The organism is Pontixanthobacter aquaemixtae (assembly GCF_009827395.1).
GTDB classification, from domain to species: Bacteria; Pseudomonadota; Alphaproteobacteria; order Sphingomonadales; family Sphingomonadaceae; genus Pontixanthobacter; species Pontixanthobacter aquaemixtae.
Map to the genome: position 1 here is coordinate 1,667,002 of NZ_WTYX01000001.1, position 19,159 is coordinate 1,686,160.

At 60.0% G+C, this 19,159-nt stretch carries 20 protein-coding genes and 1 other RNA gene; 14 read left to right on the forward strand and 7 right to left on the reverse strand.

Annotated features, from left to right (window positions below; all coding sequences use genetic code 11):
• The first annotated feature begins 1 nt into the window (after position 1).
• From GRI41_RS08055 to rsmA, 4 genes are all read left to right on the forward strand, one after another.
• Positions 2-2,392 carry an LPS-assembly protein LptD gene (locus tag GRI41_RS08055; protein ID WP_160604296.1) on the forward strand — a complete coding sequence of 797 codons (2,391 nt, stop codon included), beginning with the start codon at positions 2-4 and terminating at the stop codon, positions 2,390-2,392.
• 175 nt (positions 2,393-2,567) lie between these two features.
• Positions 2,568-3,914: a peptidylprolyl isomerase gene (locus tag GRI41_RS08060; RefSeq protein ID WP_160604298.1), complete on the forward strand. Its 1,347-nt coding sequence runs from the start codon at positions 2,568-2,570 to the stop codon at positions 3,912-3,914.
• Positions 3,911-4,918: a 4-hydroxythreonine-4-phosphate dehydrogenase PdxA gene (gene pdxA, locus GRI41_RS08065; protein WP_160604300.1), complete on the forward strand. Its 1,008-nt coding sequence runs from the start codon at positions 3,911-3,913 to the stop codon at positions 4,916-4,918. The genes GRI41_RS08060 and pdxA overlap by 4 nt, the downstream gene beginning before the upstream one ends.
• A complete protein-coding gene (rsmA, locus tag GRI41_RS08070) occupies positions 4,911-5,738 on the forward strand; it encodes a 16S rRNA (adenine(1518)-N(6)/adenine(1519)-N(6))-dimethyltransferase RsmA (RefSeq protein WP_160604302.1) in 828 nt (275 codons plus the stop codon). Before pdxA ends, rsmA begins: the two co-directional genes overlap by 8 nt.
• Here rsmA and GRI41_RS08075 read toward each other — a convergent pair.
• Both GRI41_RS08075 and GRI41_RS08080 read right to left on the reverse strand, forming a co-directional pair.
• Positions 5,731-6,417 carry a D-Ala-D-Ala carboxypeptidase family metallohydrolase gene (locus GRI41_RS08075; RefSeq protein ID WP_160604304.1) on the reverse strand — a complete coding sequence of 229 codons (687 nt, stop codon included), beginning with the start codon at positions 6,415-6,417 and terminating at the stop codon, positions 5,731-5,733. The two genes, rsmA and GRI41_RS08075, sit on opposite strands and share 8 nt — an antisense overlap.
• A gap of 15 nt (positions 6,418-6,432) precedes the next feature.
• The gene (locus GRI41_RS08080) at positions 6,433-8,535 is read right to left on the reverse strand and encodes a malate synthase G (RefSeq protein ID WP_160604306.1); all 2,103 of its coding nucleotides are present in this window, start codon (positions 8,533-8,535) and stop codon (positions 6,433-6,435) included.
• Between the two features lie 208 nt (positions 8,536-8,743).
• Here GRI41_RS08080 and GRI41_RS08085 point away from each other — a divergent pair, with 208 nt between their 5' ends.
• The 4 genes from GRI41_RS08085 to GRI41_RS08100 all read left to right on the forward strand — a co-directional run bounded on the left by GRI41_RS08085 (position 8,744) and on the right by GRI41_RS08100 (position 12,593).
• Positions 8,744-9,955, forward strand: coding sequence for a hydrolase (locus GRI41_RS08085; protein WP_160604308.1), 1,212 nt, complete (start codon positions 8,744-8,746; stop codon positions 9,953-9,955).
• Positions 9,952-10,968, forward strand: a complete 1,017-nt coding sequence (locus tag GRI41_RS08090) for an arginine N-succinyltransferase (RefSeq protein ID WP_160604310.1) — start codon at positions 9,952-9,954, stop codon at positions 10,966-10,968. The genes GRI41_RS08085 and GRI41_RS08090 overlap by 4 nt, the downstream gene beginning before the upstream one ends.
• Complete coding sequence (locus GRI41_RS08095) at positions 10,968-12,215, forward strand: N-succinylarginine dihydrolase (protein WP_160604312.1); 1,248 nt, start codon at positions 10,968-10,970, stop codon at positions 12,213-12,215. Before GRI41_RS08090 ends, GRI41_RS08095 begins: the two co-directional genes overlap by 1 nt.
• A 120-nt stretch (positions 12,216-12,335) precedes the next feature.
• On the forward strand, positions 12,336-12,593 hold the full coding sequence (locus GRI41_RS08100) for a hypothetical protein (RefSeq protein ID WP_160604314.1): 258 nt from the start codon (positions 12,336-12,338) through the stop codon (positions 12,591-12,593).
• A gap of 81 nt (positions 12,594-12,674) precedes the next feature.
• Here GRI41_RS08100 and ssrA read toward each other — a convergent pair.
• Positions 12,675-13,019: a transfer-messenger RNA gene (gene ssrA / locus GRI41_RS08105) on the reverse strand.
• A gap of 37 nt (positions 13,020-13,056) precedes the next feature.
• Positions 13,057-13,482 (reverse strand): large conductance mechanosensitive channel protein MscL, encoded by a 426-nt coding sequence (gene mscL / locus GRI41_RS08110; protein WP_160604316.1) that lies wholly within the window; start codon positions 13,480-13,482, stop codon positions 13,057-13,059.
• Between the two features lie 169 nt (positions 13,483-13,651).
• On the opposite strand from mscL, the gene GRI41_RS08115 reads away from it, so the two are divergent.
• From GRI41_RS08115 to GRI41_RS08135, 5 genes are read left to right on the forward strand one after another with little or no spacing between them, the layout of a single operon-like run.
• The gene (locus GRI41_RS08115; protein WP_160604318.1) at positions 13,652-14,260 is read left to right on the forward strand and encodes a LemA family protein; all 609 of its coding nucleotides are present in this window, start codon (positions 13,652-13,654) and stop codon (positions 14,258-14,260) included.
• A 30-nt stretch (positions 14,261-14,290) separates the two neighbouring features.
• A complete protein-coding gene (locus GRI41_RS08120) occupies positions 14,291-15,151 on the forward strand; it encodes a TPM domain-containing protein (RefSeq protein ID WP_235901095.1) in 861 nt (286 codons plus the stop codon).
• A 3-nt stretch (positions 15,152-15,154) separates the two neighbouring features.
• Positions 15,155-15,829, forward strand: coding sequence for a TPM domain-containing protein (locus GRI41_RS08125; protein WP_160604320.1), 675 nt, complete (start codon positions 15,155-15,157; stop codon positions 15,827-15,829).
• A gap of 18 nt (positions 15,830-15,847) precedes the next feature.
• Complete coding sequence (locus GRI41_RS08130) at positions 15,848-16,420, forward strand: NUDIX hydrolase (RefSeq protein ID WP_160604322.1); 573 nt, start codon at positions 15,848-15,850, stop codon at positions 16,418-16,420.
• Between the two features lie 3 nt (positions 16,421-16,423).
• Complete coding sequence (locus GRI41_RS08135; protein WP_160604324.1) at positions 16,424-17,206, forward strand: SDR family oxidoreductase; 783 nt, start codon at positions 16,424-16,426, stop codon at positions 17,204-17,206.
• Between the two features lie 128 nt (positions 17,207-17,334).
• Here GRI41_RS08135 and GRI41_RS08140 read toward each other — a convergent pair whose 3' ends face one another.
• Genes GRI41_RS08140 through GRI41_RS14405 form a run of 3 tightly spaced genes read right to left on the reverse strand, consistent with a single transcriptional unit; the run spans position 17,335 to position 17,844 of the window.
• Positions 17,335-17,550, reverse strand: a complete 216-nt coding sequence (locus GRI41_RS08140) for a PspC domain-containing protein (protein WP_160604325.1) — start codon at positions 17,548-17,550, stop codon at positions 17,335-17,337.
• Entirely contained in the window at positions 17,547-17,678 is a 132-nt protein-coding gene (locus tag GRI41_RS14400; protein ID WP_268893181.1) for a hypothetical protein, read from the reverse strand. Before GRI41_RS14400 ends, GRI41_RS08140 begins: the two co-directional genes overlap by 4 nt.
• 34 nt (positions 17,679-17,712) lie before the next feature.
• Positions 17,713-17,844, reverse strand: a complete 132-nt coding sequence (locus GRI41_RS14405) for a hypothetical protein (protein ID WP_268893182.1) — start codon at positions 17,842-17,844, stop codon at positions 17,713-17,715.
• Between the two features lie 222 nt (positions 17,845-18,066).
• Here GRI41_RS14405 and recF point away from each other — a divergent pair, with 222 nt between their 5' ends.
• Positions 18,067-19,152 (forward strand): DNA replication/repair protein RecF, encoded by a 1,086-nt coding sequence (gene recF / locus GRI41_RS08145; RefSeq protein ID WP_160604327.1) that lies wholly within the window; start codon positions 18,067-18,069, stop codon positions 19,150-19,152.
• Positions 19,153-19,159 lie beyond the last annotated feature (7 nt).

Sequence of the window (19,159 nt, forward strand, 5' to 3'; positions counted from 1 at the left end):
CATGCCCCCGCACCGGATTGACCTGTCTGAACTGCCTGTGACCGCGAGAATCGCGGATTCCATTTTTTCTGGTATCGGTTTTGCCATCGGTTCGGGCATCCGTGCGCGGCTGCACAAGGGCATTTCCACGGGCGCAGCGGCGATTGCCCTGTCGGCAGGATTCGCGGGCGCGGCGCATGCGCAGAATGAAGCTGCACCGGACGTCGGCGTTGATCCGGCCATGGTTGAACCGGCGGAACAAGACACCGGCGAAACCGCTGCTCCCCCTGCACAATCACCTGCAACGCAGCAGATCGATTTTGAAGCTGATGATCTCGCCTATGATTCCGTGGCCGACATTGTCACCGCTTCGGGCAATGTGATTCTGCGCAGCGAAGACCGCTCTGTCCGGGCAGAGCAGGTTACGTGGAACCGCAGAACTGGTATTATCGTTGGATCGGGCGATGTCCGCTTTGTCGATGAAGACGGCAATCAGGTTTATACCAGCCGGATCGAACTGACCGACGAATTTGAAGCCGGTGCGATGGAAGAATTACTGCTTGCCCTGCGTGAGGGCGGGCGGCTGGCGGCGCGCGGCGGCGCACGGCAGGAAGACGGATCGATCATTCTCACCGACGCAGCCTACAGCGCCTGCGCGGTGATTGACCCGGAAAATTGCAGCAAGGACCCGAGCTGGCGGATCACCGCGGACCGGGTAACCTACACTCCGCAAGACAAGAAAGTCCGCTTTCGCGGCGCCTATCTGGAATTGTTCGGCCAGCGCTTGTTGCCGCTTCCCGGGCTTTCGATCCGGACCGATGGCCGCGCGGTTTCGGGCATAACGGTCCCGAATTTCCGGGTGTCCGAATCCAACGGGATCGAAGTCCAGGGCGGCTATTACTGGCGCCTTGCGGAAAACAAGGACCTGTCTGCGCAGGCCTATGTCTTCACCGAAGCGCCGCCGATGGTTTCCGCGCAGTGGCGCCATCTGGCGAGCGAGGGCGCTTATCAGATCACCGGTTACGCCACGGCGAGCAGCCGCATCGGCATTTTGGGTACGGCCCCCACCGCGCAAAACGACCCGCGCGGCTATCTGTTCGCCAATGGCAAGTTCCAGTTCACTCCGAAATGGAGCCTGACCAGCTCCATCCGCGTGGCCAGCGACCGCACTTTCTTGCGCCGCTACGATATTAGCCGCGATGACCGGCTGCGCTCGACCGTCAATGTCGAGCGTATTTCGGAGACCTCCTATCTCTCCATCGCCGGGTGGGCCACGCAAACATTGCGCGTGAATGCGCCGCAGGGCCAAGTGCCGGTGGCGCTGCCTGTGGTCGATTACCGCAAGCGTTTTGCCGATCCGGCGGGCCTCGGCGGCAATCTCGAATTGCAGCTCAACACTCTGGCGATAACCCGCGATGAAGGGCAGGACACACAGCGCGCCTTTGCCGGTGCGCGATGGGATTTGCGCCGCCTTACCAATCTGGGGCAAGTCGTCACGCTGACCGGGATGGTTCGCGGCGATGTCTATCACAGCAGCGACAACGCGCTGACCAACACCGCCATCTATCGCGGCAATCCGGGCTGGGAAACGCGCGGCATCGCGCTGGCCGCACTCGATTTCGAATGGCCATTTGTCGGTGAAGCGCTGGGCGGAACGCAGGTGCTAACACCGCGCGTCCAGATCGTTGCCAGCCCGCCCATTCGCAATCTCGCGGTCCCGAACGAGGATGCGCGGGCGGTCGATCTGGAAGATTCCAACCTGTTCGCGCTCAACCGCTTCCCGGGATATGACCGGATCGAAGACGGCGTGCGCGTAACTTACGGATTCGATTGGGAATTGCAGCGACCAAGCTGGCGCGTCAAAGCAACGTTCGGTCAATCGTACCGGCTCGGCAAGGACCAGAACGTGCTGATCGACGGCACGGGTTTGAGCGAGCGGGTGTCCGACTTTGTCGGACGGACGGAGGTGCGATATCGCGATTTCCTCAAAGTCACGCATCGCTACCGGCTGGACAAGGACAATCTCGCTTTCCGCCGCAACGAATTTGATGCAACAATCGGATCGCGGCAAACCTATGCCGAAATCGGCTATCTCCGCCTCAACCGCGATATCGCCGCCGGGATCGAAGATTTGCAAGACCGCGAAGAATTGCGTGTCGCCTCCCGCGTCGCCTTTGCCAAATATTGGTCATTGTTCGGCTCTGCCGTGCTCAACCTGACCGATTTCGAGGAAGACCCGTCTTTCACGTCCGACGGTTTCGAGCCTGTGCGCACGCGGCTTGGTGTCGCCTATCGCGATGACTGCCTCGAGCTGGGCGTCACCTGGCGGCGCGATTATGTCACCTCGGGCGATGCCCAGCGCGGCAACACCTTCCAGTTCTATTTCTCGTTGCGCAATCTCGGTTTCCGCTGATCCATCCGGCGCGAAAATCACTGGGCCGGAGAACCGGTGAGATTATGAGCAATCGCATTGGCATCGCGAGGCAAACCGGCTATCCGGCATTTCACTCAGCTTTGGTTCAGCCAAAAATAGTAAATCTGGCGGCAACCCAAGGCGTGACTGATTGCGCTGCAAACGGATTTTACATGTGATTTATTCGAATTTTTCCAAGGCTTTCTCTGCATTTGCTGCGCTGACCTTTGCGGCCAGCCCGATTGCTGTCCAGGCACAAGCTGCCCCGGGTGCGACCCCGTCGAATGCGCTCAACATTCCAACCGATGGGCCGTCGTTGGCGCAGAACGACCCCAATAATCGCTCGGCAACCGCAGTGGTGAACGGCACCATCATTACCGGAACCGATGTCGATCACCGCGTGGCTTTGCTGGTGGCGGCATCTCAGGGTGAACTGCCACCAGAAGAACTGGCGCGTGTGCGCGCTCAGGTTTTGCGCAACCTGATCGACGAAACCCTGCAGATCCAGGAATCCGCAGTGCAGGAAATGCCTGTTTCGGATGAAGAGGTGAACCAGCGTTACAACCGCGTTGCGGCCCAGAATTTCAGCACCGACCCTCAGCAAATGGACCGGTACCTTCTGGGCATCGGATCCTCTCCGGCATCGCTCAAGCGGCAGATTCGCGGTGAGATCGCTTGGACCAATGTCGTGCGCCGCAACATCACCCCGTTCGTGAATGTTTCCGAAGAGGAAGTCCGCGAAGAACTGGCCCGCCGCGCTTCGCAAAGAGGGACCGAGGAATATCGTATCGGTGAAATCTATCTGAGTGCCACGCCGGAGAATGCGCAAGCTGTCGCCAACAACGCGCAGCAGATGATCGCGCAATTGCAGCAAGGCGGGAATTTTCAGGCCTATGCCCGTCAATTCTCCGAATCATCCAGCGCTGCGCAAGGCGGCGATTTGGGCTTTTTGAAGCTGAACACGCTGCCGGTGGCAATGGCCGAGCAAGCCCGCACGATGCAGCCGGGCCAGCTGGTCGGCCCGTTCGAAATTCCCGGCGGATTGATGATCATGGTGCTGATCGACAAGAAACGGATCGGCATGGCTGATCCGCGCGATGCGATGCTCGATCTGAAGCAAATCTCGATCGGTTTTGCCCCGGGTACGACCGAAGATCAGGCGCGCGTCCGGCTGGAATCCTTCACCAATGCTGTCGCTTCGATGCGCGGCTGCGGCGATGCCGAAGCAGTGGCCGCGACAATCGGCGCGCAAGTGGTCGGAAACGAGATCACCGCGCGCGATGTGCCCGAACAATTGCAGGCCTCGCTGCTAACTTTGCAAGTCGGCCAGGCTACCGAGCCATTCGGTTCGCTGGCCGATGGCGTGCGCGTGCTGATGCTGTGCGGACGCGATGATCCGCAGGACGTGCAGGACGCCGATTTCGATACGGTCATGCAAGAGAAGGAAGAGGAGCGGATCCAGAAACGCGCCCAACGCTATCTCCGTGACCTGCGCAACGACGCCTATATCGAGTACAATTGAGCTCTGCCCCGCTCCCGCTGGCAGTCTCTTTGGGCGATCCTGCGGGGATCGGGCCGGAACTGATCGCGCGCATCTGGTCAGCACGCCATGACGCAGCGCAGCTGCTTACCCCTTTCTTCGTGAATGGCGGCGGGCGCGTGCTGGATGATGTTCTGGGCGCTGGCGGCACCGTTGCGATCATTGATGACCCGTCCGAAGCCGCGGAGGTTTTCGGCGAGTATCTGCCCGTATTGGGGCGCGATACGATGGCCTATCGCCCCGGCAATCCGGACGAGGAAGGCGCGGCGCTGTCGCTCCATTCGCTCGCCGAAGCAACGCGCCATGCCTTGCTCGGCGCAGCAAGCGCGGTGGTCACCGCGCCTGTGTCCAAAGCGCAGCTTGCCAAAGTCGGTTTCGAATTTCCCGGGCAGACCGAATTTCTGGCGCAAGTATGCGGGTTGGAGCCGGAAGATGCGGTGATGATGCTGGCCGGCCCCAGCCTGAAAGCGGTCCCGCTGACCGTGCATGTTTCCATCGCCGAAGTGCCCGGCCTGCTCAGCAGCGAGCTGATCGTGCACAAGGCGCGGATCACCGCCACCGCGCTACGCCGCGATTTCGGGATTGAACGGCCGCGCATCGCCATCGCCGGCCTCAACCCGCATGCCAGCGAAGATGGGAAATTCGGCAGCGAGGAACGCGATATCATTGCCCCGGCAATAGAGAGGCTGCGCGAAGAAGGGCTGATCGCAACCGGCCCGCATCCCGCCGACGCCCTGTTCGCGCCGCATGCGCGCGGGGGTTATGACGCGGCGCTATGCATGTATCACGATCAGGGGCTAATCCCGGTAAAGGCTCTCGATTTCGATCAGGGCGTCAATGTCACACTGGGCCTGCCGATCATTCGCACCTCGCCCGATCACGGCACTGCATTCGACATTGCGGGCAAAGGCGTGGCCGATAGCGGCGCGATGATGGCCGCAATCGCAATGGCGGGTGAATGCGCCGCCGCCCGCGCCAATGGCTGACCTCCCGCCGCTCCCGCCTTTGCGCGAAGTGATCGCCAAACACGGCCTCAGCGCGTCCAAGGCGCTGGGGCAGAATTTCCTGTTCGACGAACAATTGCTGGGCAGGATCGCGGCCATTCCGGGCGATCTCGATGACAAATCCGTGCTCGAAATCGGTCCCGGCCCGGGCGGCCTGACCCGCGCATTGCTCCGCGCCGGGGCGCGCGTCACCGCGATCGAAATGGACGAACGATGCCTGCCGGCCTTGTCCGAATTGGAAGCGGCATTTCCCGGTCAGCTAAAGGTCATCCACGGCGATGCGATGAAAATCGATCATGGCGAATTGATCGGGGGGCCTTTCGCAGTGGTCGCCAATTTGCCGTATAATGTCGGCACTGCGCTGTTCACCAATTGGCTGGGCGGCGAAGCATGGCCGCCGCAATGGTCATCGCTGACGCTGATGTTCCAGCAGGAAGTCGCCAAGCGCATCGTCTCGCAGCCGGGCGGCAGCGCCTATGGCCGCTTGGCCGTGCTCGCCCAATGGCGCAGCACTGCAAAGCTGGCGATGAAAGTCCACCGCAGCGCTTTCACCCCGCCGCCCAAAGTGATGAGCGCGATAGTTCATGTGACGCCCAAAGACATGCCCGATGGCGTGTCCGCAAAAGTTCTTGAGCAGATCACCGCCGCCGCATTCGGGCAACGCCGCAAAATGCTGCGCCAAAGCCTGAAAAGCGTTCGCGGCGCGCTGGACGCATTGGCGGAACTGGGCATAGACGAAACCCGCCGCGCGGAGACGCTGCAAGTTGACGAATTTGTGCAGCTGGCAAGAAAGCTCAGCTGAAATTCGGACACGGGCTGCTGGCTGCCGAGTAACTGTGGCCCCAGCTTCGATATCCGGTTCCGTCGATATGAAACCGCCCCGTACCAAGTTTCGGTCTTTGCGGATCAAAATAGGCGCCGAGTCCCATCCGGCTTCGCGAGCCTGCTTGAGCATGCATCGCACATAGTTTGCGGTACAGCTGCTCTCCGCGCTGCCGGTCTGCGGTGACCAGATCGAGCGCGGAAAATGTCAGGTGCCTACTGCGGCTTACGCCGCGCAAGCAGGAATTGCCCTCGGGCGTGCGATACGATGATCGCACCTCGACTTCACCCACGGTCGGAATCACCTCGTCGCGCACCAATCGCAGCGCAGGAACGATATTCGGCCAGAGATCATCGGGAGGAACGGCGAAAGGATCAAGCACGCACTCCGCCGCATGATAGCCATCAATCCGCGTCAACTGCCAAGCGGGCACTACATCGCCAACGCCAACCGATCGGAGGTATGTTTCGAATTTCTGAAACTCGGATGCGCGATCCGGCCCTGCAACCAGCCAACGCTCGAACGCTGCTTCGCCATCAGGATCGGCTGGCTTGAACGGCTGGTCCACAAATTCCGGCGCAACTCTTGGCACCAACGCAACGCCAATGGCGATGGCGCACAGAAGAATGAGTATTGCGGGTCCAACGCGCCGAAACATCCGAGCGTTGTAGAATTAACCCGCCTTCTTCACCAGCCGCCATTGGTGGAGCAAAGGTTCGGTATAACCGCTTGGCTGCTCGACGCCTTTGAACACCAGGTCGCAGGCCGCTTTGAATGCGACGCCGTCCCAATTATCTTCCATCTTCTCATAGGTCGGATCGCCGGCATTTTGCGCATCGACCTTGGCCGCCATGCGTTTGAGGCTGTCCATCACCTGATCTTCGCTGCACACGCCGTGGAGCAGCCAGTTGGCCATGTGCTGGCTGGAAATACGCAATGTCGCGCGGTCTTCCATCAGGCCCACATCGTTGATGTCGGGCACTTTGGAGCAGCCGACACCCGCATCGATCCAGCGCACGACATAGCCGAGCAGACCCTGCGCATTGTTATCAAGTTCCTCGCGCACTTCCTCCTCGGACCAGTTGACGCCATCGGCCAGCGGGATGGAGAGCAGCGGTTCGAGACCCGGCACATCGCCAAGCCCCTTCTGCACTTCGAACACATCCTTCTGATGATAGTGCAGCGCGTGCAAAGTCGCGGCGGTGGGCGACGGGACCCACGCGGTGTTTGCACCGGCGTTCAGATGGCCGATTTTCTCGACCATCATTTGCCCCATCAGATCGGGCGCGGCCCACATGCCTTTGCCGATCTGCGCTTTGCCCGAAAGGCCGTGACGCAGGCCGATCCCGACATTGCGCGCTTCATAGGCGGACAGCCAGGCGCTGTTCTTCATTTCCGCCTTGCGGATCATCGGGCCTGCTTGCATCGATGTGTGAATTTCATCGCCGGTGCGGTCGAGGAAGCCGGTATTGATGAACACAATGCGGTCTTTCACCGCATGGATACACGCGCCCAGATTGGCCGAAGTCCGCCGTTCTTCATCCATCACGCCGACTTTGATCGTGTGCCGGGGCAGGCCGAGCAAATCTTCCACCGCATCGAACAGATCATTGGTGAAGGCGCATTCTTCGGGCCCGTGCATTTTGGGCTTCACGATATAGATGCTGCCATTTGCGGAATTGCCGTAGCGCGTCTTGCCTTCGACATCGAACGTGCTGATCGCGCTGGTGAACACCGCATCCATAATGCCTTCGGGAATTTCGCTGCCATCGGGCAAATGGATCGCCGGATTGGTCATCAGATGGCCAACATTACGGACGAACATCAGGCTGCGGCCGGGCAGGCTGTGCGCGGAGCCATCGGCCCCGGTGTAATCCTTGTTACCCGCGAGCTTACGAGTCAGCGTCGCGCCGCCTTTTTCGAAACTCTCTTCCAGATCGCCGCGGATCACGCCCAGCCAGTTGGTGTAAGCGAGTAGCTTGTCTTCCGCATCCACCGCCGCGACCGAATCCTCGCAATCGGCAATGGTGGTCAGCGCGCTTTCCAGGATGATATCGGCAATGCCCGCCTTGTCGGTCGAACCGATCGGGCTGTCCGCGTCAAAAATAACTTCGATATGCAAGCCGTTCGATTTGAACAGGCGGCCTTTGCCGGTCTGCCCGACATATTGGCTTTCATCGGCAATCGCGATTCCGCCCGACGGGTCGCCAAGATCGGCCCAGCTGCCCGATTTGAGCGGCACCGCTTTATCGAGGAACTCTCGCCCCGCCGCGATCACCGCCGCGCCGCGCACCGGGCAATATCCGGCCTGCTCAGCCTCGGGTGCATTGGGCAATGCGTCGGTGCCGTAAAACGCATCATACAGACTGCCCCAGCGCGCATTGGCGGCGTTGAGCAGGAACCGCGCATTGAGGATCGGCACCACCAGTTGCGGGCCGGCCATCGTCGCTATTTCAGGATCGACATTGCGGGTACCGATGGTGAAATCGCCCGGCTCCGGCACAAGATATCCGATTTCTTCGAGGAATTGCCGGTAATCGGCCTGATCGTGCGGTTTGCCGCGATGCTGCCGGTGCCAGCTGTCGATCTGCGCCTGCAGGCTTTCGCGTTTTTCCAGCAGCTGCTTGTTGCGCGGGGCATATGTCGCCAGCAGATCGGCAAAACCCGTCCAGAATGCGTCCACATCACGGCCAAGCGGGGCAAGAACCTTGCTCTCCAGAAACTTGGCCAGATTTGTGTCTATCGCCAGTCCGGCACGGGTCGAAATATTGCTCATAATTCCTCACACTCATTCGCGCAGGGCGACAGGCCCAACGCATAGAAAAATAGGTCAAATCTGTCTGGGGAGGACGTGCGCGATATGGCGGGGTGCGCCGCGAATTGCAACATAGCTTTCGTCGCCCCTGCCAAAGCGCGAATGACGGTGGTGGATGTTTGATTGACGGGGTTGGAAGCCGCTCCACGTCAAGCTAATGCAGTTACAGATGAAACAACTTGATGCCCAATCCGAAGCGCTGATCGCCCCGATCGATCAAGCCGCGATGCTGGCCGATGCGCAGGCTTGGAGCGCGATCAACACCGGCACCGCAAATCTGGACGGCTTGGCGCGCATGGCGGCGACGCTGGCGGATGCATTCTCTGCGCTGCCGGGCGATGTCGAGCTGGTCGATCCGGCGCCGGTATCTGCGATCGCCGCCGATGGCACCGAATTCGAAAAGCCGCATGGCCAGCATCTGGTTGCGCGGATCCGGCCCGATGCGGAGCGCCGCCTGCTTTTCACCGGCCATATGGACACGGTTTTCCCCAAGGATCACAGCTTTCAAGAGCAAAGCTGGATCGATGATGACACGCTGAACGGCCCCGGACTTGCCGATATGAAAGGCGGTATTGCGGTGTTCCTGCACGCGCTGAAAGCCATCGAACAAAGCGATGCGGCGGGCAAAATCGGCTATGATGTGCTGATCAATTCGGATGAGGAAACCGGCTCGCTCGCTTCCGCCCCGCTGATCGAGCAGATGGCGCAAGGCAAATATGCGGCGCTGACCTATGAACCATCCGCCCTGCCCGATGGCACGTTGGCGCATGCGCGTGGCGGCAGCGGCAATTATTCGCTGACGATCACCGGCAAATCCGCGCATGCGGGCCGCAATCCGCAGGACGGGCGCAATGCGATTGTTGCCGCTGCGGCGATTGTTCTCGGCCTCAAGCAATTGCAGAGCGAAGAATGCCCGATCAATCCGGCGAAGATTGAAGGCGGCGCAGCGAATAATGTCGTGCCCGATCATGCGGTGCTGCGTTTCAATATCCGCCCCAAAAGCCCCGATGCCGCCAGCCAGTTCGAAGCCGCGCTCGCCAGCCTGATCGGCGACACGCAGCAAGCGCATGAGGTCAGCGTCCACCGGCATGGCGGTATTTCGCGTCCGCCCAAGCCGGTTGATCGCAAGGCGCAGCGCCTGTTCGATCTGGTTCGCGACTGCGGTGCCTCGCTGGGCCAGACCATCGGCTGGCAATCGACCGGCGGGGTGTGCGATGGCAACAATATCGCATCCTGCGGCGTGCCCGTGGTCGATACGATGGGTGTGCGGGGCGGCGCGATTCACAGCCCCGATGAATATATGATCGTTTCCTCTTTGCGCGAGCGCGCCGCCTTGTCCGCGCTTGTCATCCACCGCCTTGCTTCGGGAGAAGAGCTTTGAGTTTCCGCCTGCGCGCCGCGCATTCCGATGATCTTGAACCGCTATATGAAATGGCCAAACTGACCGGCGGCGGATTCACCAATCTGCCGCCCGACCGCGATGCTTTGGGCGCGAAGCTGGCGCGCGCTGCCGATGCCTTTGGCCGCGATGATGATAGGCTGGGCGACGACCAGTTTGTGCTGGTGCTGGAAAATACCGAGACCGGCGATGTGCGCGGAACCTGCCAGCTTTTCACGCAGGTTGGGCAGCAATGGCCGTTCTATTCCTATCGGCTCAACACGCTGACCCAATATTCGAAAGAGCTGGACCGTACGGTACGCGCGGAAATGCTCAGCCTGGTTACCGATCTGGAAGGATCGAGCGAGGTGGGCGGGCTGTTCCTCCACCCCAATGAACGCGCCGGGGGGCTTGGTCTGCTGCTGGCGCGCAGCCGCTATCTGTTTATCGCGATGCACCGCAAACGCTTTGCTGACCGGATTCTGGCCGAGCTGCGCGGGATTATCGATGATCGCGGCGGGTCGCCCTTCTGGGACAATGTCGCTGGGCGTTTCTTCGGCATGAGCTTTCAGGAAGCCGATTACTTCAACTCGATCAACGGCAACCAGTTTATCGCCGATTTGATGCCCAAACATCCGGTCTATGTCGAAATGCTGTCCGACGAAGCGCGCAAAGTCATCGGCATGCCGCACCCGACCGGGCGCGCGGCGATGCGGATGCTTGAGAATGAAGGATTTGCAGCAGAAGGCTATGTCGATATTTTCGACGGCGGCCCGACCATGACCGCGCGCACCGATGCGGTGAAAAGCATTGCCGCCTCGGTGCAAAGCCAGGTTGCCACGACCGATCTCGAAGACGGAGAGAGGGCGCTGGTGGCGGCAGGTCATCTGACGACGTTCCGCTCCGCTTACGGCAAGCGCAAACTGGGCGATGATGGAACTATCGCTATTGATGCTGCCTGTGCCGAGGCGCTTGGCGTGAAGGCCGGTGATACCGTTTGGAGCGTGGCGAAATAGTGGCAATTGTAGAAATCAATTTCGATGGCCTGGTCGGCCCTTCGCATAATTACGCAGGGCTGAGCCTGGGCAATCTTGCCGCGACCAAAAGCGCGGGCAACACATCCTATCCGCGCGCAGCGGCATTGCAGGGGCTCGAAAAGGTGCAGGCCAATCGCGCGCGCGGTTTGCAGCAGGGATTCTTGCTGCCCCTGCCCCGCCCCAATTCCAAATTCCTATCCGCCATCGCTGCCGATGACACCACCGACAAGGCGCTGATTGCTGCGGCGTGGTCGGCCAGTTCGATGTGGACCGCCAACGCGGCCACGGTCAGCCCCGCTGCCGATACAGCGGATGGCAAATGTCATCTGACCCCTGCCAATCTCGTTACCATGCCGCATCGCGGGCAGGAATGGACCGATACACAGGCGCAGCTCAAAGTGGCCTTCGCAAATGGTGATCACTTTGCCGTGCATGATGCCATACCCGCCAGTTTCGGTGACGAAGGGGCGGCCAATCATATGCGCTTTTGCAGCGGCCACGACGCGCCCGGGGTCGAGGCGTTTGTCTATGGCAGAACCGGCGGAAAATTCCCCGCGCGCCAACACGAACAAGCCAGCCGCGCAGTTGCCCGGATGCATGGGCTGGAACCGGATCGCACCGTCTTTATCGAACAAAACCCGGAGGCAATCGCAGCAGGCGCATTCCACAATGATGTTGTCGCGGTGGCCAATGAGAAGGTGCTGTTCACACACGATCAGGCCTTTGCCGACCAGCAAGGCGCCTATGACGCGATCCGTGCGAAATTCCCCCAATTGCAAGTCGTCGAAGTGCCCGCAAGCGCGGTCAGCCTGTCCGAAGCGATCACGACCTATCTGTTCAACTCGCAGCTGCTGACCTTGCCCGATGGCGCGATGGAACTGATCGCCCCACTGGAGGCAAAGACCGATGCGGTGCAAAGCTGGGCTGCGGCAAATATCGGCGGAAACCAGCCGATCCGCGCGATCAATTTTGTCGATGTGCGGCAAAGCATGGCCAATGGCGGCGGCCCCGCTTGTCTGCGCCTGCGCGTGGTCGCGGACCCGGCCACAGTCGACCCGCGATTCCTTCTCGATGATGCCAAGGCCGAAATGATCGGCAATGTTATTTCCGAACATTGGCCCGAGACAATCGAGACCGCCAAGGTTGGTGACGAAGCGCTGGCAAAGCGTGTCATCGCGGCACGCCATGCGCTTTTGACCGCTTTGGAGCTGCCCGAACTAAGTTAACGCTCTGGACTGATTGTCGGGACGCATTACACTCGCATTCCTGTTAACCAGCAAGACCCGCGTATTTCCGCCATTGGCACGCGATTTGCTCTGTAAAAGGTTAACGATGAAAGGGTGCGCATGTTGAAGAAAATAGGCAGATTATTTGTCATCAAGACAAAGTGGGAAGCCTATATCATCATCTATGCCCTCGCGCTTGGCTGCACCGCACGCGGCTCACAATATATCGTCGACTATCCCGGCTGGTTCGGGAAGCTGATGTTCCTCGCAACCACAGGCGCGGTTTTTCTTGCGGGTGCCAAGATCTTCGATGCGCTCGCCTATGAACGCCAAGCGCGCGAGGCGGCTGAGGCAGTCTCCGCCAAAGCTGAAAACTAACGCCATCCCGGCGAAGGCTGCGATGACGACTTCTGAAATGAAAGTGGAGAGATTCTGTTGCTACGTTCTCTCCGGACGCCCGGAATCCGCTTCTGTTGCCCGGTGGGTCCAACCGCGCTTTAGCTTTGTAAGATCAGGCCGTTAGGCCGTCAGGTTACGCTGCGAGAGCGAGTGCTTCGTTATCGTTTGCACTTATAAAAATGAGCCTTTTACGGGGTTTCTCAACCCGGGCAAAAACAATGCTTTTCAACACACGTCGATCCTGGTTCGGCCCCGTCAGGAACCGCAGAATTCTGCGGTTTTTGGTGGAGCCGCCGGGTACTGCCCCCGGGTCCGTTATGTCTATTGCACACCGCAATTTATCGCCATAGCCAGCAAAAAGCCGGCACCGACTGATATAGTCGATACCGGCTTAATGTGAAGTGTATTGCGCGGCCAAAGCCGCACAACAGCATCTAACCCACTATTTTTTAAGCGAATCGCGGATTTCGGTCAGCAGATCGATTTCGCTTGGACCTGCTTCTTCCTCTTCCTTTTCGCCTTCAAACTTGGCCTGCACCTTGTTGGCGTAACGCACCAGCATGAAGATCACGAATGCCAGGATCAGGAAGTTGATGATCGTGGTGATAAAGGCACCCCAGGCGAGGACATTGGCGCCGGCTTCGCGGGCAGCCTCCAGGCTCATTCCGTCTTTGACCAACTCGTGGCCGCTCAGCACGGTATATTTGCTGCTGAAATCGACATCGCCGAAAACCATTCCGACGATCGGCATGATAATGTCGGCGGTCAGCGACGCCACGATCACACCGAATGCGCCTGCGATAATCACCGCAACCGCCAGTTCCATCACATTACCCTTGGCAATGAAGTCCTTAAATTCTGCGAGCATTATTTTTCCCTTTTTTTAGACCGCTTTCGCCTTTGCCACCAAGCGGCGATCATGCCAAGTCTGCGCCCCGACACAGCCGCACTTCGCCTTGAAAACATACCAAGGTGTGCTATATCCATAAGACAGATAGCGCGCGACTGTTGCGCGCATTCAAATTGGGGACCCGATCATGAATCTACGCAGTTTTGGCCGCCTGACCGTGGTGGCAGTTATTTCGCTTACGCTTGCCGCGTGCGGCATTAACTCCGTCCCGACCAAGGAAGAAGCGGCCAAGGCGCAATGGGCCAATGTGGAGGCTGCTTTGCAGCGCCGCCATGATGTCATCCCCAATCTGGTCAGCGTGGTCCAAGCCGCTGCAATTTCGGAAGAGAATATCCTGACCGGCGTGATCGAGGCGCGTTCCAAAGCGATGGGCGTCAATATCACGACGGACGATCTTTCCGACCCTGAAGAATTCCAGAAGATCCAGGCCGCGGAAAACCAATTCACCCAGGCGCTGGGGCAATTCCGCACGGTGGTAGAGGCCTATCCGCAGCTGCAATCAAACGCACGCTTCGCCGATCTGATGACCGAGATCGAACAGTCGAACAACATGATCAACACCGAAATCGGCCGCTACAACGATGCAGCACGCGATTTCAACACAGAGATCCGCACATTCCCGTCATCCATCGGCGCGAATGTCATTCACGGTTCCGAAGCGCTCGAATATTTCGAAGCGGCTGAGGGCGCATCGGAAAATCCCGAAGTGGATATGAGCAAGATCACGGGCGAATAAGGACGGGTGAACAGGAACGATCCCCCGCTGATGACCATTCTCCCCTTTTCCATGCGCCGTTTGGCGGCCGCGCTGATTACTGTGCTGGCCTTGCTGCTGGCGGCGGGCGTGGCTGCGGCGCAGGATTTCCCCCCGCGTCCGGAAGGCCCGATCTATGATGGCGCGGAGATCCTTTCTCCCGCGACAGAGGCAGAACTGGACGCACGGCTGCGTGAATATAACCGGCAGACAGGGCGGGCGCTAATCGTTGCGACCATCCCCTCGCTCGAAGGGGAAAGCATAGAGCCTTACGCAACCGGGCTGTTCGAGACATGGGGCATTGGCGGGGAGAAGCGCGATCAGGGGTTGCTGCTGCTGATCGCCAAGGAAGATCGCGAAATGCGGATCGAAATCGGCTATGGTCTGCATCCCTATTTCGGCGGGATCATGGCCGGCCGCGTCATTCGCGATACGATTACGCCGCGTTTCAAAGCGGGTGATTTCGACGGCGGTGTAACCGCGGGCATGGACCGGATCATCACCCATCTCAACCGCAGCCCAGAAGATGCGGTCGCAATCGAGGAAGCGGCGCAAGCCGCGCGGGGAAACAGCAGCAGGGATGGCGGTTTCCCGATCGGCTTGCTGATCTGGGGCGGATTTATATTCCTGTTCTTTATCTTGCCGATGTTCCGCGGCGGAAGGCGCCGCCGTTATGGCAGAGGCGTGGGCGGCGCGGTTGGCGACATCATCCTGTGGGAAGCGGGCAAGGCAATCGCGCGCGGCGCCAGCGGAGGCCGCTCTGGCGGGTTTGGCGGCTTTAGCGGCGGAGGCGGCTTCTCCGGCGGTGGCGGCGGATTTGGCGGCTTTGGCGGCGGCATGTCCGGCGGCGGCGGTGCATCGGGGGGCTGGTGAATCATGAAATATCTGAACGCTGACCAGCATAGGATCGTGACCGAGGCGGTGGCCGAGGCAGAGCTCAACACCTCTGGCGAAATCCTGACCGTGCTGGCCGACCGGTCGGACGGATATAGCGACGTGGTGATGGCGTGGGCGGCAGTTGCGGCATTCACCGCAATGACTCTGTTCGCGGTGTTCCCCGACCTGTTCCTCGACAAGATCGACTGGCTTTTTGGCGGCTGGGGTTCCGAATGGACGATGGCCGAAGTGCTGTCGATTGCGGTCGGCTTCGGATTGCTCAAATTCTTGGGCGTGTGGCTGTTCCTGATGTGGGATCCGATGCGCTTTGTCCTGATCCCCGGTCCGGTTAGAACCAGCCGCGTTCACGAACGCGCGGTTGCCCATTTCAAAGTGGGCGCCGAACGCCGCACGCATGGCCGCACCGGCATCCTGATTTATCTGTCGATGCGCGAACATCGCGCCGAAATCGTCGCCGATGAACCGATTGCCGAACTGGTCGATGCCGAAGTTTGGGGCGAAGCGATGGCGGACATGCTGGCCGAAATCAAACAGGGCCGCATTGCCGAAGGGATGGCCGCTGGCGTGCGCGATGTGGGCAAGGTTCTTGCCGAGCATTTCCCGCGTTCGGATGTCGATGAAAATGAACTCCCCGACCGGCTGATCGAGGTTTAGGGCCAGACCCCGCTTTCCATGAGCACGTCCACACCCGATGCCGACCAACCCGAACAGATCGTCTGGGAAGGCCGCTATATCTCTGCCAAGAAACGCGGCCGCTGGGAATATGTTGGCCGCCCGCGCAATATTCGCGCCGCGGTTATTCTGGCGGTTGAAGACGGGCCATCCGGCGACGCGCAGGACAGGCACGTCATTCTGGTCGAACAATACCGCGTTCCCTTGGGCAAGCGCTGCCTGGAACTGCCCGCCGGCCTGATCGGCGATCATGACGATGTCGCGGGCGAGCCCGACGAGGTTGCTGCCGCGCGCGAGCTGGAGGAGGAAACCGGCTATATTGCCGGGCGGATGGAAAATCTCGGTGAGTTCTTCTCCAGCCCCGGCATGGTCAGCGAGAGTTTCACTCTGTTTCGCGCGCATGGCCTCAAGAAAGTCAGCGAAGGCGGCGGGACCGACAGCGAAGATATCATCGTTCACCGCGTCAGACTGGATGAAATCCAGCAATTCATTGCAGATTGGCGCGCAGCGGGCCATGCAGTCGACGTGCGGCTGGCAATTCTGCTGGCCGGGGAATTTCTGAAGGATAAGTGACTTATGGTGGATCGCGTCAAAGGCAAATTGGCATTGGTTACGGGCGCGGCGCAGGGACTGGGCGCAGCGCATTCGATGCTGCTGGCGCAGGAAGGCGCGCGCGTTCTTTGTACCGATATCAATGGCGAAGGCGCGGCGGAAACGGCCAAAGGCATCAATGATGCGCTGGGCGCCGGGACCGCATTTTCGATCCAGCATGACGTGACCGATCCCGACGCATGGGAAGCCGCGGTGGACCATGCGCGCGACAATATGGGCGGGCTCAACGTGCTGGTGAACAATGCCGGCATCGGTGTCGCGGGCAATATCGAGACATGCAAATTCGAAGACTGGCAGCGCTGCTTCGCGATCAATGTCGATTCAATCTTTCACGGCTGCCAGAAGGCGTTGCCGCTGATGCGCGAACATGCGCCGGGTTCGATTGTGAATATCAGTTCGATCGCCGGACTGATCGCCAGCGACACAATGCCAGCCTATAATGCGTCAAAAGCGTCGGTGTGGATGCTGAGCAAATCCATCGCGCTGCATTGTGCGAAGAACAATATGCAGATCCGCTGCAATTCGGTGCATCCAACATTTGTCGACACGCCTATCCTCGACGGGACGGCGAAGCATCATAATATCGAAAAGAGTGTTTTGATGGACAAGCTGGCGCGGCAAATTCCGCTCAAATTCGTTGGTGAGCCCAACGATATCGCCAATGCTGTGCTGTATCTGGCCAGCGACGAAAGCCGCTTTATGACCGGGGCCGAAATGAAACTGGATGGCGGCATTTCGGCAATGTGAACTCTGTCGTCGCCCCAGCGGTTACGGAGTAGGCCGAAGGCCAACGCTGGGGTCTTTTCCAGACTGGCGCGCCATTCCGCCAGCGATCCCTGCCTCCGCAGGGATGACGGCCCCCTTTCGGGAGACCGTCAGTCTGCGATCAAGGCGATTGCTGCGTAAACCAGAAGCAGCGAACCGAAGCCGATCAATGTGCCAGCAACAAAGCCGATGCGGACCAATGTACTGTCAACATTGAAGTAATTGGCGATACCAGAGCACACGCCCCACAATTTGGCATTGCGCTTGTCGAGACGGAAGCCGCTGGATGGCGGGCCGCCGGCGGTTTTGCGTTCCAGATTGCTCATGCGATTGCTCCTGTGAGTGCAGCGTTCTGCGTTGCGGGTGCGATGGCGGTTGCGAGCAGGACGGCCGAGAAAACCAGCGAACCGGCGGCTGCCACCATGCGGTTGGTGAAATATTCAAACGAAGTCATTTTTCTTTCCTTTGGTTGGTGTGGTTGGATTGGATCAGGCGATCATGCCGGTCATGGTTGCATTCGGTGTTGCCGGTGCAATGGCGACGGCGAGCACGAAAGCGGTTGCGGTCAGCGAAGATACTGCGGCAAAAACCCGGCTGCTGATTTGGTCAAAGTTAAGCATTTTATTCCCTCATAATTTGGTTCGATGGGCCATTCCCGCCGATGCCAACCACTCTGCAGAGACCGTGCCAGTTTTGAAAAATGGCGGAATTCTGCGGTTTTTCCGGTTTTACGCCCATTTGCGAATATTAACGGATACTGAATGTTGGGATTTTTCACCAACTGTTGGAATTGCGGTTTGCGGTGGCGTTGAAACGCATGGCTGGTTAGGGCGATTGCAGTCATGGCGCTCGACCAAATCACCCTTTCCCATTTCCGCAATCACGCCGAAACGCGGATCGAGGGAACGCGCCAGTTCAATCTGCTGGTGGGTGAAAACGGGGCCGGAAAAACCAATGTGCTGGAAGCGATATCTTTATTCGCCCCGGGCCGCGGCCTGCGGCGCGCCGCCTTGGCGGAAATGGCCGGCAGCAGCGGCGATGGGGGAATGGCGATAGGATCCTCGCTCCGCGCGGAAGCCGACCAGGAACCGGTGCGTTTGGGCAGCTATTCCAAAGCGGCCAATCCTGGCCGCCGGCTGGTGCGCATCAACGGCAGCGAGACAAGCGCGATCGCGTTGGGCGAATGGCTCTCCATCGGCTGGCTGACCCCGGCAATGGACCGCCTGTTCACCGACAGCGCGGGCGCAAGGCGGCGCTTCATCGACCGTATGGCGCTGGCGCTTGATCCGCTGCATGCGCGCCACGCGACGCGCTACGAAGCGGCATTGCGCGAACGCAACCGCCTGCTGGGCGATGAGAGGGAACCCGAAGCCGCGTGGCTCGATGGTGTCGAGGCGCAATTGGCCGAACATGGCGCTGCGCTGGCGGCGGGCCGCGCAGGCCTGATCTCGCGGCTGATGGAGGAACTGGCAACGCTGCCCCCGCAACCCTTCGCCCGCCCTGCCCTGTCTTATCTCGCTGGCGGACCGATCATCCGCGAAGATCTTGCCGCCGCATTGCGCAGCAACCGCGCCAAAGACCGCGCCGCCTCGCGCACGCTGACCGGCCCGCATCGCGACGAATTGGGCGTCGCGATGGAAGGCAAGCAGGCCCCCGCCGCCAGCTGCTCTACCGGAGAGCAAAAGGCGATGCTGATCGCCATCGTCCTCGCCCATGCAGGGCTCGCCGCGCGCGGCCGCCCCAACCTGCTCTTGCTCGATGAAGTCGCCGCGCATCTCGACCCGATCCGCCGCGAAGCGCTGTTCGAACGCCTGCGCGATAGCGGCGCGCAAGTGTGGATGACGGGGACCGAGATTGGTCCGTTTGCGGCAATTCGCGATGAAGCTGCAGTTTGGCGGGTCGAGGACGGAAAGCTCACGCCGCTATAGGGGCAAG